General features: G+C 59.9%; 16 protein-coding genes and 1 pseudogene. 15 read left to right on the forward strand and 2 right to left on the reverse strand.

Annotated elements, in window-relative coordinates:
• The first annotated feature begins 51 nt into the window (after window positions 1-51).
• Window positions 52-714 (forward strand): GntR family transcriptional regulator, encoded by a 663-nt coding sequence (locus NKJ72_RS28255; RefSeq protein WP_352480374.1) that lies wholly within the window; start codon window positions 52-54, stop codon window positions 712-714.
• A 365-nt stretch (window positions 715-1079) separates the two neighbouring features.
• On the opposite strand, the pseudogene NKJ72_RS28260 reads toward NKJ72_RS28255, so the two are convergent.
• Window positions 1080-1725 (reverse strand): annotated as a pseudogene (locus tag NKJ72_RS28260) (DUF899 family protein).
• Between NKJ72_RS28260 and NKJ72_RS28265 the strand changes: the two are divergent.
• From NKJ72_RS28265 to NKJ72_RS28285, 5 genes are all read left to right on the forward strand, one after another.
• On the forward strand, window positions 1618-2178 hold the full coding sequence (locus tag NKJ72_RS28265) for an ArsR/SmtB family transcription factor (protein ID WP_352480375.1): 561 nt from the start codon (window positions 1618-1620) through the stop codon (window positions 2176-2178). The pseudogene NKJ72_RS28260 and the gene NKJ72_RS28265 sit on opposite strands and share 108 nt — an antisense overlap.
• Complete coding sequence (locus tag NKJ72_RS28270) at window positions 2175-2624, forward strand: SRPBCC family protein (RefSeq protein WP_352480376.1); 450 nt, start codon at window positions 2175-2177, stop codon at window positions 2622-2624. Before NKJ72_RS28265 ends, NKJ72_RS28270 begins: the two co-directional genes overlap by 4 nt.
• Before the next feature lie 305 nt (window positions 2625-2929).
• Window positions 2930-3058, forward strand: a complete 129-nt coding sequence (locus NKJ72_RS28275) for a hypothetical protein (protein ID WP_352480377.1) — start codon at window positions 2930-2932, stop codon at window positions 3056-3058.
• A 2-nt stretch (window positions 3059-3060) separates the two neighbouring features.
• A complete protein-coding gene (locus NKJ72_RS28280; protein WP_352480378.1) occupies window positions 3061-4293 on the forward strand; it encodes an epoxide hydrolase family protein in 1233 nt (410 codons plus the stop codon).
• 10 nt (window positions 4294-4303) lie between these two features.
• The gene (locus NKJ72_RS28285) at window positions 4304-4687 is read left to right on the forward strand and encodes a nuclear transport factor 2 family protein (protein WP_352480379.1); all 384 of its coding nucleotides are present in this window, start codon (window positions 4304-4306) and stop codon (window positions 4685-4687) included.
• Window positions 4688-5223: 536 nt separating this feature from the next.
• On the opposite strand, the gene NKJ72_RS28290 is transcribed toward NKJ72_RS28285, so the two are convergent.
• A complete protein-coding gene (locus NKJ72_RS28290; protein WP_352480380.1) occupies window positions 5224-5535 on the reverse strand; it encodes a hypothetical protein in 312 nt (103 codons plus the stop codon).
• A gap of 717 nt (window positions 5536-6252) precedes the next feature.
• Between NKJ72_RS28290 and NKJ72_RS28295 the strand changes: the two genes are divergently transcribed.
• The 9 genes from NKJ72_RS28295 to NKJ72_RS28335 all read left to right on the forward strand — a co-directional run.
• Window positions 6253-6480, forward strand: a complete 228-nt coding sequence (locus tag NKJ72_RS28295; RefSeq protein WP_352480381.1) for a hypothetical protein — start codon at window positions 6253-6255, stop codon at window positions 6478-6480.
• Complete coding sequence (locus NKJ72_RS28300; RefSeq protein WP_352480382.1) at window positions 6477-6821, forward strand: hypothetical protein; 345 nt, start codon at window positions 6477-6479, stop codon at window positions 6819-6821. The genes NKJ72_RS28295 and NKJ72_RS28300 overlap by 4 nt, the downstream gene beginning before the upstream one ends.
• A gap of 828 nt (window positions 6822-7649) precedes the next feature.
• The gene (locus NKJ72_RS28305; RefSeq protein ID WP_352480383.1) at window positions 7650-9287 is read left to right on the forward strand and encodes a methyl-accepting chemotaxis protein; all 1638 of its coding nucleotides are present in this window, start codon (window positions 7650-7652) and stop codon (window positions 9285-9287) included.
• A gap of 28 nt (window positions 9288-9315) precedes the next feature.
• Window positions 9316-9780: a chemotaxis protein CheW gene (locus NKJ72_RS28310; RefSeq protein WP_352480384.1), complete on the forward strand. Its 465-nt coding sequence runs from the start codon at window positions 9316-9318 to the stop codon at window positions 9778-9780.
• Entirely contained in the window at window positions 9777-11024 is a 1248-nt protein-coding gene (locus NKJ72_RS28315; protein WP_352480385.1) for a CheR family methyltransferase, read from the forward strand. The genes NKJ72_RS28310 and NKJ72_RS28315 overlap by 4 nt, the downstream gene beginning before the upstream one ends.
• Complete coding sequence (locus tag NKJ72_RS28320) at window positions 11021-11740, forward strand: chemotaxis protein CheW (RefSeq protein ID WP_352480386.1); 720 nt, start codon at window positions 11021-11023, stop codon at window positions 11738-11740. The genes NKJ72_RS28315 and NKJ72_RS28320 overlap by 4 nt, the downstream gene beginning before the upstream one ends.
• Complete coding sequence (locus NKJ72_RS28325; RefSeq protein WP_352480387.1) at window positions 11737-14031, forward strand: hybrid sensor histidine kinase/response regulator; 2295 nt, start codon at window positions 11737-11739, stop codon at window positions 14029-14031. Before NKJ72_RS28320 ends, NKJ72_RS28325 begins: the two co-directional genes overlap by 4 nt.
• A 22-nt stretch (window positions 14032-14053) precedes the next feature.
• Complete coding sequence (locus NKJ72_RS28330; protein WP_352480388.1) at window positions 14054-15064, forward strand: chemotaxis response regulator protein-glutamate methylesterase; 1011 nt, start codon at window positions 14054-14056, stop codon at window positions 15062-15064.
• 13 nt (window positions 15065-15077) lie between these two features.
• On the forward strand, window positions 15078-15815 hold a 738-nt coding region (locus NKJ72_RS28335; RefSeq protein WP_352480389.1), incomplete at its 3' end, for a GGDEF domain-containing response regulator.

Raw genomic sequence — 15815 nt, forward strand, 5'->3', positions numbered from 1 at the left:
TCAATCGGTCGTGGAATCTGTTTTTGTGACGAGGCTAGGGATTTGAGGAAAATGGCTGATACGCTTCGCATCGACCGCTCCGCCAAGACGTTGAGGACGCTGGCGCTGGAGCGCATGCGCGAGGCGATCATGGATTTCCATTTCCAGCCCGGCGAAAGACTGGTCGAGCGGCCGTTATGTGATCAGCTCGGGGTCAGCCGGTCGGTTGTACGCGAGGTGCTGCGGCAACTGGAGGCCGAAGGCCTTGTGCAGATGATACCCGGGCACGGGCCGGCTGTGGCGAAGCCAGATCTCGGCCGAACCGACGAGATCTACGAGCTCAGGGCCTTGCTGGAAGGGATCGCGGCACGCGCCTGCGCACTGTCGGCAACCGAAGCGCAACTGGCGGTCCTGGAGCATGCTCTCGGCGAGCTCTTCGAAGCCTGGGCGTCCGGCAAGCCGCGGGCGGTCATGCGCGCAACGACGAGATTTTACGAAGCGCTGTTTGAGGCTGCGGACAAGCGTGTCGCTTGGGAGATCGTGAGCGGGCTCAACGTGCGCATCAACCAACTGCGTTCAATGACGATCGCCTCGGCGAACCGGCGCGAGGCGGCAATCGCCGAAATGAACGAGATTATGGATGCAATCAGGGCACGCAAGCCTGAGGATGCGGAAGCGGCGGCGCGGCGGCATGTCGAATCCGCTTGGAAGATCGCTCGTAAGAGACTGGCCTGATCCTTAACGGCCCTGGCTGTTTTCAACGAAACACGGGTCAATGCCCGAGCAACCGCGACCTCCAGCGGGTCGTCCGAGGTGTCGCTTTCGTGCAAGCGCAAAATCGAACTGTACGGCCGACATGGGGCGTTGCTGACTGGCAGTTTAGGGGCCGGAAGCAGCCAGGCGGCTTGAAACTCAGGCATTCAGAAGCGGACCTTCAGGCCGACACATCGAGAGACGTGATGCATCTTAGCATGACGCGCGGCGCGGAGGGCCTCATGTTATAGATGTCGAAGGCCTCTCCTGCAGCACACACAAACGTCGAGGTCCGTCAGGAACGTCGAGTTGCGACCTCGCCATAAACGTCGTGCAGCCGCCACCAGTTATATGGCTCTCCCTGCGGTCGCCCGGCAGGCACGTCCTGCCAGATTTCCTGCCTTCCGAGTAGCGTGATGCTCGAGGAAGGACCAGACCGGTCCGATTTCTTCCACGCCGCGACCGTTCATAAAATAGGAACGGAACACGCGGGCACCTTGCCGGATGAAGACATTGAGGCCGAACATCTCTTTTACGTCGAAGTCCTCGGAGAAGCGATCGTCTGATAGGGAGTAGAAGGTTAGATGTTCCCAACCCATGCGCTTGCGCAGGGTCGTGACCATCTCTAGGGGCGCGGCCGTCACAAAGGCGAGTGTCGTGTCGCGAGCGGCCAGATGAGCCGGGTGACCTACCATGTCGGTGAACATCGAACATCCTGTGCAGGCGCCGTCTGGCCAGTTCTCGACGTCAGGAGCATAGAAGAAGCGATAGACGATCAGCTGCGTCCGTCCTTCAAACAATCCGAGCAAATCCGTTTCGCCATCCATGCCGACAAACCTCTCGTGAAACCTCCGTAACGGGCAAACGCCGGCGCTTGGCGGCCAGATGATCCCTCGCCTTCATCAACGTCTTTTCCTCTACCAGCAACTCCTCTCGCGCCTCTTTCCAATCATCCGGCGAAGCCACGTTCAAATTGCCGATTTTCTTGAGCATGGACGGCGCCGGAATTCCGGGACCTTGTTGCTTAGCCATTTCATCCTCCGTTTCGTTTGCGGCTGTTCGGTCGTCAGTGGAACAAATAACCGATTGGTTAGTTCCCAGAGAATGATCGACAGCCACGCCTATCAACACGACCTCGATAAGGCCTTTGCGTCTCTTGCGGATCCGACACGCCGCGCCATTCTCGAGCGCCTTACCCATGAGCGCGAAGTGGCTGTCGGCGAGCTTGCCGAGCGATTTCCCACGTCGCTGACGGCGGTCATCAAGCATATCGACGTGTTGTGTGACGCGGGTTTGGTGCGGCGTCAGCGTCGGGGCCGGAACGTCTGCTGCAGTCTCGTGCCAGAGCCGATGGCTGACGCCAAAGCCTGGCTGGAGCGCAATCTCGCCTTCTGGAACGCCAGCTTCGACCGGCTTGGTGAGATCGTCGATGGAGACACGAGATGAAGGGCGCCAAACTGCAGATCGTCCGCCGCTACAGGGCATCGCCGGACAAGGTCTTTGCCGCATGCACTGATCCATCCATCATGGCCCGCTGGTTCGGCCCAAAGGATTTTCGGGTGACCGAACTCGAAGCTGACGTGCGCGCAGGGGGGACATTCGCCTTCCGCATGGTCGGACCGCCCGGCGAGATGGCCGCCGAAGGTACGTATGAAACGGTCGAGCCGCCTGCGCTCCTGGTGCACACATGGCGGTGGACGGAAGGGCCGCCTGAATATCCCCCAGATGGCGTGAGCTCACGCATCACCTACGAATTTTCCGCCGACGGCAGGGGAACGCGTCTGACCTTCACGCAGGAAGGCCTGCTTGATCAGGAAGAAGCCGACAGCCACAAGCAGGGTTGGAGTGAGGCGCTCGACAAGCTCGGTGCGATCCTCGGTGAGCCGCAATGATCATCGTGTCTGGCCACATGCGGGTGAAGTCAGGCAAGCGCCACCTTCTTGAAGGCGTCACACGCAGTAATGGAAGTGGCGCGCAAGGCGGCGAGCTGCCGCGACTTCATCGTCGCCGCCGATCCGATCGAGGACGACCGCGTCAATGTCGACGAGGAATGAGAAACCGTGAAGGCGATGCTCGCCTTCCGCGGCGACGGGCCAGATTCCGGCATGAATGATCTGATCGTGGAGGCAACGTGCATCGTCACTCCGTGAGAAAGAGCGGCCCAGCCTAGTGAGGATCGAACAGAGAGGAGACTGTAATGATCAAGAACAACAATGATCTGACGGCGGAGGTTCCCAATTCGCCCGACAGGGTCGAGGCGGCCTGGCAATGTCCCGTAAAGGGAGACGGACCCTCTGGGTATGAATGCACGCTGGAGCGTCGCTGATCATGGCGGCGGTCATTGTCTCGCGCCGTGCGCTGCTCAAGGGCGCGGCGGCGTCTCTCGCGCTTAGCGCGCTGCCCGCTCGGGCGCAGCAGGCCGATCCATTCACGCCCTTCAGGTATCGCGCACCGGATGAGGCGCTCGCCGACCTGAAGCGACGGCTTGGCGCCGTGCGCTGGCCCGAAGCCGCGACCGAGCCCGGTTTTGCCCAAGGTCCATCTCTCAAGGAGCTCCAGGACTTCATCCGCCATTGGCGCGATCGCTACGATTGGCGCAAAACCGAGAGCCGCCTTAATGCCTGGCCGCAGTTCAAGACGGAGATCGACGGGCTCGGCATCCACTTCATGCATGTGCGGTCGCCGCACGAGAACGCGCTGCCGATAATCCTCACCCACGGCTGGCCGAGTACGATCCTCCTGTTCCAGAAGGTTATCGAGCCGCTGACCAATCCCACTGCGCACGGCGGAACCGCTGCGGAAGCCTTCCATGTCGTCGTCACGTCGCTGCCCGGCTTCGGCTTCTCCGACAAGCCAACGGAGCCCGGTTGGAATGCGGAACGCACGGCGCGGGCGTGGGCTGAGTTGATGCGCCGCCTCGGCTATGAGCGCTATGTCGCACAGGGTGGTGACTGGGGGGCTTTCGTCACCACGGCGCTCGCACAGCAGAAGCCGAGGGGCCTCGAAGCGATTCATCTAAACTTCGCGCAGACCATCCCGGACAAAATCCCTGAGAAATTGGAGCCCGACCAGAAAAAGGCGGTCGAAGCATACACGAAATTCCAGGAGAGCGGCTTCGCCTACGGCATGCTGCAAGCCACCAAGCCGCAACTAGCCGGCTATCTGCTTGCCGACTCGCCCGTGGCGCAGGCCGCCTGGCTCTACGACATCTTTGACGGCGGCACCGGAACGACAGGCAGGCCGGAAAATTTGATCCCTATCGACGACATGCTCGACGAGATCACACTCTATTGGCTGACCAATTCGAGTGCATCGTCCGCCCGCTTCTACCGCGAGCAGGCTGCGATCCTGAAAGGCCGCAACAATCCTGGCGTCGTCGACCTGCCGGTCGGAGTAAGCGTCTTCCCGCATGATTTGCCACCGGCAAGAAGCTGGGCGCCGCTCGTCTACCCGAACCTGTTCTACTGGAACGAAGTCGACCGCGGCGGTCACTTCGCGCAACTCGAAGTGCCAGACTTATTTGTCGCCGAACTACGAAACTGCTTCAGCAAAGTCAGATGAGGAGACAGCCATGTCCGGACCGCTCGATGCAGTGAAGAAAGCCCTGCAAGCCTATGTAGACAAAGATCGCGAAGCCATCGAGGCCGTCATCGGCGATCCGTACAGCTTCACCAGTCCGCTCGATAATGCGCTGAGCCGCGAGACCTACTTCGCCCGTTGCTGGCCCAACAGCGAGACCTGCACCGGGATGAAGTTCGTACAGGGCGCCGAACAGGACAATTGGGCCTTCATCGTTTACGAGGGTAGTTCCGCTGGCAAGACCTTCCGCAATGCGGAACTGCACCGCGTGCAAAACGGCAGGATCGTCGAGACTCAGGTCTACTTCGGCTGGAATGTGCCGCATGAGGCAATGCTGGGTGGCTTCATCGAGGACAATGGCGAAGGTCACCCTTGAACAGGAGGCGAAGATGGACGGCAAACGCGATGCGCGGCACCATGCGCTGGCGGTGTTTCTCGGCGATTGGAATGCCGAGGGCGCTTTGGGCCCCATTGGCCCCGGTGGAAGGCACCAGAGTCGCAGAATATGGCCAGCTTCTGTTTGGGGAAATAGAAATCCGACACGGTGACCGTCTGTGGCATGTGCCGGAACTCGATGTCCTTCCAGAGATGGTAGAGCGACGCGTGGCACTTGCCGTCCGTGGTGAAAAGGACCTGTGGTTCAGGCTCATGGCCGCGACGCAGCAGCTCCTGGAATAGGAACAGCTCGATCGGGGAGTCCAGACCCCACAGCGGCCGCGCTTCGACCTTGGAGAATCGCGTGGAGAGCAGTTTGCCGCGATGTTTCGCGTACTTCTCCTCGAGCCGGGGTGTCGAACCCGAGCGGCGTCTCGAGCACGTCGGCGGCATCATGCTGCAACGGAATGTAGTAGCGACCGACCACGATCCCCAATTCGTCGAGATGGCCGTTGTAGTCCGTCTGGGTGAACAGGCTTACCGGCCCATACATCCCCCATTCGCCGGCGAATGGGTCGAACCCCGTGTAGCACAATCGCTGCTATCGGCCGTGCCGCCGGCCATATTGGCAATGTAGTCGATGGAGCAAGGATCGACCTTGCCGCGTTTTGAGGCTGGCAACAGCGTCAGGGCATACGGGACCGCGTGCGGAGGGCCGTCGCTCGTTTTGAGGTGTGCGATGCTCGCCACCATGCTGATCATCTGGAACTGCGTGCCGGCCGCGCGGAACATCGCGATTTCCCCTTTCGAGGGACTGTCGCGGAGGATGCCGCCGGCGGCCTTGAACATGGCGCCGGTAATGGGGTTGGATCCCGCCGACTGGCGCCAGGCATTCCCGCAGAAGCGGCGGAAAGTTCTCGAAGGCGAGGCTGAAAGGGCTCTGTGGGAACGCGGTTGTAGTCGTCTTGGTCGGTCAGATGCTTCGGGCGGTTCTCGATCATTCCAGCGATCCCCTCTATGACATCAATAGTACTCGTCCGCGGGAACCCCCAGACAAATTTTCACGCGATAAAACGTATCGGGAAAAAGAGCGCTGCCGCCTCTAGCAAGCGAAATCAAGAAGGCCGACGCTCCGAACAGCGCCCATACCGACCGCAGACCGCCAGTCTGATCGTCACATACGACGTGCTTGGCTTCGGGGCTGGATCTCAGAGCCTCGCCAAGGTCGCCAAGCACTTTCCGGACAACTACGGACTACCGAAGAAAGACCTCGCTTGGCTGTTGAACGAGTGGCGCCGGCAGGCGCTCGTGTCGGCAGCAAACCATCGGTCGTGAGCGAATAAGCGGTCGGCCCTCATACGATCCGGCCATATTCATGGCGCGATCCGGGTATCGACGCGCGGTGTGTTGACAGGGAGCGCGTTGGTCATTCGGCTCATCGCGCCTTTGTCGCGGCTGAAAAGACGGCCGGACCATATTGGCAGCGCTCATCACTGATAGAGGAACGGCGACACCCCGCTCGCCCGATATCAGGGAACGATATCGCCCCCCATGTATTAGAAACTGATGGACACTATGGAACCCCACGGCCACGGGATAGCGGCCGATATTTTGACATCAGAAGTTGCCATTGCCAGGCAGCGCATCCATCGGACCGAGCTCGCGCTTCAACGCACTGAAGAAATGCTGGCCAAGAATCTCGCGCTTTGCAGCAGGATACGAGCTGCGGTCGAGGCCGCAGACCGCTTGATGAAGATCGATCCCCCCAGCTTTGAAGGACGTCGCGCCGGTTGAACTGGGCCGGCGTTTCATTCGTCGCGACCTTCCGGCCGGCGGCGCCACCATTCGCGCTCAAGCACGGCGGCAACCATGTCCACAGACGGCGAGCGCGGTTCATCGTCGGCGGCTTGGTGCTCGGCCAGGAACCGATCGTCGTCCACGCGGCCGATGGCTTTAGCGACGTGGGCCAGCCATTGGTCGAAGCGGCCGACATGTCGCCGTCATGCCGAGGCTCTGTGTCGGGTATGGTCGGGGCGGCGATGGGTAGTGGTACACCACACGTTAGTGCTGTCGTCACCGCATTCGGGTCCGCATTTCTGGCACTGTCGGGTGCTCTCTTCACCGCAATGGGGTGATCTCGTCCCCGCATAGCCCCTTCGGTGCGGTGCTCTCGTCCCCGCGCTGTTTTTTCTGAGACCGACACAATCTTCGCGAACGCCATCTCATGAAATCTTTGCTGGCCGGCGAGAGAACACGCTCCGGCCAGTCGACGGGAAACTCGGTCAGGATATAGATGGTTGCCCGGCTGCCATTCTGATTGTGCTTTCCAGTTCAAGTGCCCCCTTTTGGAAACCTTAATGAAGCCGCGTCAAGCAGATCGGCTATGGCGCGATCAGCAGGTCGATTGCTGCAACATGACGCGCAAGCACCGTCTGGTCCACTGCGATTCCAGGGAGCTGAGACAACATGGAAGTCTATTGGTTAAGCATTCTCGGCGTGCTCGCACTCTGCTTGGCGGAAACGCCGCCAAGGGAGGTAGCGTCAGGAGATCTTGTACGTCTCTGGCGGGCTGGTCCCGTTTGCCCTCATTTTTGTGACTGGATGGGCAGCACTCAATTTACCTGGCGCCAGACCTTGGTGGCCAAAGTTCACGATAAGGGGGAAGAAGTCGCTCAACTCCAAGCAGCGATCCCTACCCCGATAAGAGCTCCTGAGCATGCTCAGGAGGTTCGGCCTCTAAGGCCGGTAGGAGACGGCATCCGGCCATACAAGCTCTGCTGCCACCCGCGGGCTGCCGATCTGTACATGCCACAGCATCTGGATTGTGGCGGGAAACGTGAACGGAAAAGAAACGATCCAACATTAGCTTTTACGATTACAACGCACCTCGCCCGCTCGGCGTAGTCGCCATGCGAGGCTGGTGCGTGTAACAAATTGGCGCCTCCACGGCAGAATTGAGCCTGATGAACAGCTTGACTATACGTCGCCGCATACTGGTCAGTTTCGCCGCGGTTCTGGTGGTCATGTCAGTTATGGCCATCATTGCGTATGTTTGGTTTCTCCAGACCGAGCAAGAAGCGAACAGGGTGGAGAAGGAGATCCTTCCAGATCTTTATCACAGCACCCAGATCATGATGGGACAGATGGATGCTCATAGCCTTCTCCAGGAATATGCTCTCCAGGACAATCCTGCCGACAAGCGGGCTTTTGAGGAGACAATCAAGGCGAACCGCGATGCAGTGCAACGGTCAATGGACGAGTATGAAGCGACCATTGTTTCTGATGTAGACAAGCAGAACTACGCGGCCGTCAAGGACGTTGCGGGTCAGTTCCGCCAAGCCGAAGCCGCTGTGCTGGATGCTAGCCGGGCGGCGTTGGCGAAGGGAGAGATTCCGAACGAGCGCCCGGCAATCAAAAACAATGTCGAGCCGATCTTTCGGAAATTGCAGTCGGCTCTGCAGGCTATGGTCGAGGACCATAGAGGCGAGGCAAACAGCTCGACCCAAAGAATTGGCGAGATCGTCCGTACTGCCGAGCTGGGCCTGATTGCCGGTTTTCTCGCAGCACTAGGTTTGGCACTTTTGTGCGGCTATTTTCTTTTTCGTGCCGTCACAGTCCCGCTTGGTCGATTAGTCGACCTCGTCCGCGTAATGCGCCAGGGCGACTTCAGCGGCCGTCTCGACTTGAAGCGCCAGGACGAGTTCAGCACTTTGGCTGACGGCTTCAACGCCATGGCCGACGATCTGACCACGCTGATAGGCCAAGTTCAGAAATCCAGCATTCAGGTCAACACATCGATCACCGAAGTGGCCGCAACCTCAAAAGAACAGCAGGCTACCGCCAACGAGATTGCAGCTACAACCACCGAAATCCGGGCGACGGCAAAGGAAATATCCGCGACGTCCAATGAGCTGGTCCGCACGATGAGCGAAGTTTCTGCGGTCGCCGAACAAACCGCCACACTCGCCACCGGCGGACAGGCAGGGCTGTCCCGCATGGAGGCAACAATGCAGCACGTTATGGAAGCCGCCACCGCGATCAATTCCAAGCTGGCAGTCCTCAGCGAGAAGGCCGGGAACATCAATCAGGTGGTGACCACGATCACCAAGGTTGCCGACCAGACCAATCTTCTTTCGCTGAACGCGGCCATTGAAGCTGAGAAGGCGGGACAGTATGGGCGAGGTTTTGCGGTAGTGGCAACGGAGATCCGGCGGCTCGCCGATCAAACGGCCGTCTCGACATACGACATTGAGCAGATGGTCAAGGAAATCCAATCCGCCGTGGCGGCCGGCGTCATGGGCATGGACAAATTCTCCGAAGAGGTCCGGCGCGGCATGCAAGAAGTGCAGCAGGTCGGGGGCCAGCTCTACGAGATCATCCAGCAGGTTCAGGGCTTGGTACCACGCTTCGAAGTCGCCAATGAAGGAATGCAGGCGCAAGCAACGGGTGCAGGGCAGATCAGTGAGACGCTGATCCAATTGAGCGAAGCGGCGCAGCAAACTGTCGAATCTCTGCAGCAATCCACGCAGGCGATCGACGAACTCAATCAGGTTTCGGGCGGGTTACGCAGCAGTATTTCCCGTTTCAAACTGCGGGCCTAACCAGAACTGCCTGCGAGCTAGGGACGAAATGCTATTCCTCGGGTTCTCCATGGGCGGTGACCGGTACGTGCTGGACGTAGGTCAGATTGAGGAGGTGCTGCCTTACATCGGCGTGAGGACGCTGCCGGGCGCACCGAGCGGTGTGGTAGGCGTAATCAATTATCGCGGGGTATCCGTGCCAATGATCGATCTTAGCCTGCTTGCGCTTGGGCGGCCCTCGTCGCCGGTCCTGAGCACACGGATTGTTCTCATACGCTTTCCGGCCTCTGACGGTGAGGACCACCTGCTTGCCCTCGTAGCTGAACAAGCGACCGATATGTTCGACCGGGATGCTTCTGACTTCGCGCCGTCGGGGATGGAGGCGGGAACTCCACCCTATCTGGGGCACATAGCGACGGACGACAAAGGGCTTGTTCAGTGGGTCAGGGCAGAAGCGCTCCTCTCGAAAGAGATCCGCAATACGCTGTTCCGGCAGGTCGCGACGAGTTCATGATGTTTGGTGCTGTTGAAAAGCTGCTGAAGGAAACGATTGGACTGGACACCGGCACCGTCGGTGCGTCGGTCGTCCGTCATGCGCTCCGCGAACGGATGGTTGCCTGCCGGATCGGTGAGCTTGAGGCGTATTGGGAATTGCTAGCGTGCTCCCCATCCGAGCTCCAGGAACTGATCAACGCCGTTGTTGTACCGGAAACCTGGTTCTTCCGAGATCGTGAGGCTTTCGCTGCGATGACGCGTCATTCAACGGCTCGCAAGCGGCCGGGTCATCCCATTATGCTCTTAAGTCTACCGTGCTCGACAGGCGAAGAGCCCTATTCGATGGCGATGGCGATGTTCGATGCCGGTTTCGGCGCCCAGGATTTCAAGATCGACGCTGTCGATGTGAGCACGGCTAATCTTGCGGCCGCCGAGCGCGCCGTCTACGGGCGCAACTCATTTCGCGGTGGTTTCCTCGAATTCAGAGAGCGTTATTTTCACGCAGCCGAAGGCGGGCTTCGGCCTGACCTATCCATCGTGAATCAGGTCCAATTCAGGCTCGGCAACCTGTTCGATCCTGTGGCATCGCCCAGTCCGGCACCCTACGACATTATCTTTTGCCGCAACCTTCTGATTTATTTCAATCGGCCCCTGCAAGATCGCGCCCTGGTTTGTCTAAAGAACCTCCTCGCGCCGGGGGGCCTTCTGCTCGTCGGGCCGGCGGAATCAGGGCTTCCCTTTCTGCACGGTTTTGTTTCGGCCCGATTACCCATGGCATTCGCGTTCATCAACGAGGGGCCCTCTCAGATTGCCACTCCGATCGCACCGCCCAAAGCGCGTCCCCCTGTTGCGGGCCTTGTTCAAGCCTCTCCAGGCGCCAAGGCTCGGCTCACTACCCGGCCGGTCATTGGCAAGGTAGAGCGCGGTCCTATCCCCCTGCCCGAGCGGACGGCCACGAGTCTCGCTGCGGTAGAGCGCACCGCCAATGCGGGACGAGTTGCAGAGGCAAAGGAACTCGCACTGTCGCACCTTACGGAATTTGGCCCGTCCCCGGAAATTTTCTACCTGCTCGGCCTGGCCCACGATGCAGCGGATGCTCGTTCCGAGGCGATCCAGAGCTATCGAAAGGCCCTCTATCTAGAACCCCGCCATCAGGAAGCCCTCGCCCATCTTGCGCTGCTCCTTCGTAAGCAGGGCGACATCGCCGGGGCCGAAGCACTGAAGGGGCGGCTCGGCCGGATCGAGAAGAGGAGCGGCACTTGACGTCAGCTGTGTCCGGTAGTGCATCATTGGTGCCGGACCTCGCCGTCGGCGACTGCTGGCGGCAAATAGGCGTTCGTGGTGACAGGTCGTGCCCTGAACTGGAGCAGCATCTCCACTGCCGGAACTGCCCGACCTATAAGGAAATCGCACGCAACCTCCTGAACCGTCCGCTGTCGCCCGGCTATCGGGACGAGTGGGCTCGACATTTTGCCCAGGCAAGGACCGACGTAGCAGTCGGGAATGCCGAGGACGGTGCATTTCAGACGGTGGTTGTCTTTCGTCTCAGCGAGGAATGGCTGGCGCTTCCGGTTGGCTCCTTCCAAGAAGTGGCCGAGCTGCGTAGTATTCATTCGCTGCCACACCGCAGGAACAGCGCGGTTCTTGGCATCGTCAATGTTCGAGGCGAACTGCTAGTCTGCGTTTCGCTTGCCAAGCTGCTCGGAATCGAGGACCGCAAAACGGCGGATCGGGGCCTGCGGACCAGCGCATTTCCACGACTGATCGTCGTCGGCAACGGGGACAAGCGCGTTGCCTTCGGTGTGGATGAAATGCACGGGATCTATCGCTACAAACAGAGTGACCAGCTTGCCGTGCCCGGGACGGTTGGGAAAGCGTCTTCGAGCATGACAGCCGCCATGATCTCGTGGCGAGAGCGCGCGGTCGGCTGCCTGGACGAGGCGCTGCTGCTGGCCATGCTCGATCGAGCCATCGCATGAGCGGCGCGGACTACAGCCAGTTTTCCATGCTGGACCTCTTTCGTGCGGAACTGGCGACGCAGTCACAGGCCCTGACGTCTGGTCTGCTGGCGCTCGAACGCGATCCCATCTCCGCCCAGAGTCTGGAAGCCTGCATGCGGGCTGCCCATTCGCTGAAGGGCGCCGCCCGGATCGTCGATCTAACCCCGGCAGTAGAAGTTGCGCACGCGATGGAGGAGTGCCTGGTCACAGCCCAGCGGGGGCAGCTCAGGCTCGGTCGCGAGCACATCGATACACTTTTTAAAGGCATCGATCTCCTTGGGTTGATAGCCACTGAGCCTGCTTCGTCGGATGAGAGCGCCAGACCGGACATAGCTAGTTTTCTGCTGGCGCTGGAGCAGGCATCCTCCCCATCGCATTACAAGGTGCTGGCAATCTCTGAGGCGGAGGCCGCCGCCTCAAATCCTGCCCAGCCTGAGGCCATTTGGATCTCCTCGACCAGGGAAACAGCCGACCTCAATCGATCTGAGCCAGCTTTTCACCGCAATGGCAGCGCCGGTTCCGATCGTATGGTGAGGGTGACGGCCGACAGTCTGAACCGCTTACTCGGGCTTGCCGGTGAGTCGCTTATGGAGGCTCGCCGTCTCAGGCCGTTCACCGACGGGCTGCTGCGACTAAAGCGGCTTCAGTCGGATCTCGCCAAGGCCTTCGACGAGCTCGGTAACGCACTGCCCGAGAGTCCCAGCGACGAACGTACGGTGCACGCACTGGCGGCGGCGCAGCAAAAACTTCGGCTCAGCCAGACGTTCCTCGCAGAGCGCCTTAACGAACTGGACTCAATCGACCGCAGAGCCACTGACCTTGCGAACCGACTCTATGACGAAACGTTGGCGAGTCGCATGCGCCCGTTCGAGGATGGTGTGCGGCACTATTCGAGGACTGTCCGCGACCTTGGACGCGCCTTGGGGAAGAACGTGCGGTTGGACATCGTTGGGGGGTCGACCGGAATAGACCGCGACATCCTGGACCGACTCGACGCACCACTGGGGCATCTGCTGCGCAATGCTGTCGACCACGGACTCGAAATGCCCGAGGAACGTGTTTCAGCCAGCAAATCGGAGGAAGGTGTCATTAGGCTGGAAGCACGGCACAATGCAGGCCTGCTGCAAATCATCGTCGCGGACGACGGCAGGGGGATCGATCTGAACAAGCTGCGCGAAACGATCGCGACGCGTGGCCTGACCACCGAGGAGACGGTCGGCAAACTTACCGAGACGGAATTGCTCGAATTTCTGTTTCTGCCAGGCTTTTCGATGAAAGCGACAGTTAGTAATCTCTCGGGACGCGGCGTCGGCCTCGATGTCGTCCAGGCGATGGCCAAGCAGGTCCGAGGCCTGGCAACCGTCTCCTCAGAGTCCGGCATCGGAACGCGTTTCCAGCTCCAGCTGCCATTGACCTTGTCGGTGCTGCGCACGCTGCTCGTCGAGATTGATGGAGAGCCCTACGCTTTCCCGCTCGCAGGCATCTCAAGCACCGTAAAGTTACTGCGCACTCGCGTCGAAATGCTCGAAGGCCGGCCGCATTTCCGCTTCGGGGATCGACAGATCGGACTGATCACCGCCCACGAGGTTCTTGATCGCGCTGAACCGCAAACAGATGCCGATGAACTCTCGGTGGTCTTGATCAATGGCAATCACAGTGAAGCGTACGGGCTGATTGTCGACCGATTCCTGGGCGAGCGCGAGTTGGTGGTCCGACCACTTGACCCCCGCCTTGCTAAGGTCAAGGACGTCAACGCGGCGGCACTGATGGAAGATGGTTCGCCCGTCCTGATCATCGATATCGACGATCTGACCCGATCAGTCGACAAGCTCGCCTCGTCCGGCGGGCTTCGGACTTTGCGGCGCGGTACCACCGGCCCCGATCAGAGGAGGCGCAAGCGCGTTCTGGTAGTTGACGATTCTTTGACCGTACGCGAGCTGGAACGCAAGCTGCTGGACAATCACGGCTTTGAGGTGGAGGTCGCGGTCGATGGTATGGATGGATGGAACGCCATCCGATCTGAGCCATTCGATCTTGTCATCACCGATGTCGATATGCCGCGCATGGACGGCATCGAACTCGTAACCTTGATCAAGAAGGATGGCCGGCTCGCGAACACCCCGATCATGATTGTGTCGTACAAAGATCGTGAAGACGATCGCAGGCGCGGTCTTGATGCCGGGGCCGACTACTACCTGACCAAAGGCAGCTTTCATGACGAGACGCTGCTACACGCGGTCGTAGACCTAATCGGCCAAGCGGCAGAATGAGGCGCAGCTTGGGGACCCATCAATGAGGATTGCTATCGTCAACGATATGCCCCTTGCGGTCGAGCTTCTGCGGCGACTGGTTACGTCAACCCCGGAGCATCAGGTCGCCTGGATCGCGGTAAACGGGCGCGAGGCCGTAGTGGCCTGTCAACGAGACCTCCCGGATCTCATCCTCATGGATCTGGTGATGCCTGAAATGGACGGCGTCGAGGCTACGCGCAGGATTATGGCGGAGACGCCGTGCCTGATTCTGCTGGTCACGGCGAGCGTTGAGGCCAACATCCCGGGAGTCTATGAAGCCATGGGCTATGGCGCCCTTGACGCGGTCGACATCCCATCAATCGGCTCTAATGGCCCGGGGTCAGTTCGTCTCATCAAGAAGATAACGACGATCAGCAAACTCGTACGTGACGCGCCATCTCCTAACGGGAGGACACAGATGGTGCTCCCCGCTCTGTCATCGGCACACCACCTAATTGCCATCGGTGCGTCAGCGGGCGGACCGGCAGCTGTCGCCGCGATCCTCGCCGCGTTCCCGAGCGATTTCACGGCCGCAATAGTTCTCGTCCAGCATCTCGACGCGCAGTTCGTGCCCGGTCTTGCAAGCTGGCTGGGCCAGCATGCAGCCCTTCCAATCCGTCCCGCGCAGGAAGGAGATGAGCCCGAGGCCGGCACTGTTCTCATTGCTGCCACGGCAGATCATCTGGTCTTCAAGTCGCCTCACAAGCTCGGCTATACGCCGAAGCCGCACGACAACGTCTACCGTCCATCCGTCGATGTATTCTTCGAGAGCACCGCTCAACGGTGGCGGGGTGCGGTGATCGGTGTCTTGCTCACAGGGATGGGTAGAGATGGTGCCCAAGGACTCAAGCTGCTTCGCGACAAAGGGCATTTGACAATCGCGCAAGACAGCGCGTCGAGTGCAGTCTATGGGATGCCCAAAGCCGCAGCTGCCATCGGTGCAGCTGTCGACATTCTGCCGCTTGACTCAATCGCCCGGCGCCTTGTCGAGGCGTGCGGCCGATCTTCGTGAAAGGGGTTGTGCTATGACAGGCAAACCAAATCTCGTGTCGCCCCAGGCGGATAATTATTCGTCGATGGTTCTGCTCGTGGACGATCAGATAATGGTCTGCGAGGCGGTCCGGCGGGCGCTTGCCAATGAACCAGACATAGACTTCCATTTCTGCACCGATCCGCTCAAAGCGACGACAGTTGCCGATGAGGTGAAGCCAACAGTCATCCTGCAGGACCTGGTCATGCCGGGTGTTGATGGTCTGGACTTGGTGCGGCAATATCGAAAGAATTTATCGACGCATTCTGTTCCGGTCATCGTGCTGTCAAGCAAAGAGGATCCGGCAACCAAGGGTCAAGCTTTCGAAGCGGGGGCGAACGACTATCTGGTCAAACTGCCCGACCGCATAGAGCTTGTCGCTCGCGTCCGTTATCACACGCGCGCCTATCTGGACCACGCTCAGCGAGAGGAGGCCTATCGCGCGCTCCGAGAAAGCCAGCGGCAGTTAATGCGGGCAAATCTGGAGCTTGAGCGCCTCACACGGATCGACGGCCTTACCGGTCTCGGAAACCGGCGCTATTTCGATGAGTATCTCGCGGCGGAATGGAAGCGCGCAATCCGCACGCAGAGTCAGTTGTCGCTTTTGATGATCGATGCAGATCACTTCAAGCGCTATAATGACACCCATGGCCACATGGCGGGCGATGAGGTGCTGAAGCAGGTCGCCGGTGTGATCCAGAGCACTTGCAATCGCTCTACGGATCTCGCTGCG

The sequence above is a fragment of the Mesorhizobium sp. M0045 genome (assembly GCF_040323385.1).
Taxonomy (GTDB): Bacteria; Pseudomonadota; Alphaproteobacteria; order Rhizobiales; family Rhizobiaceae; genus Mesorhizobium.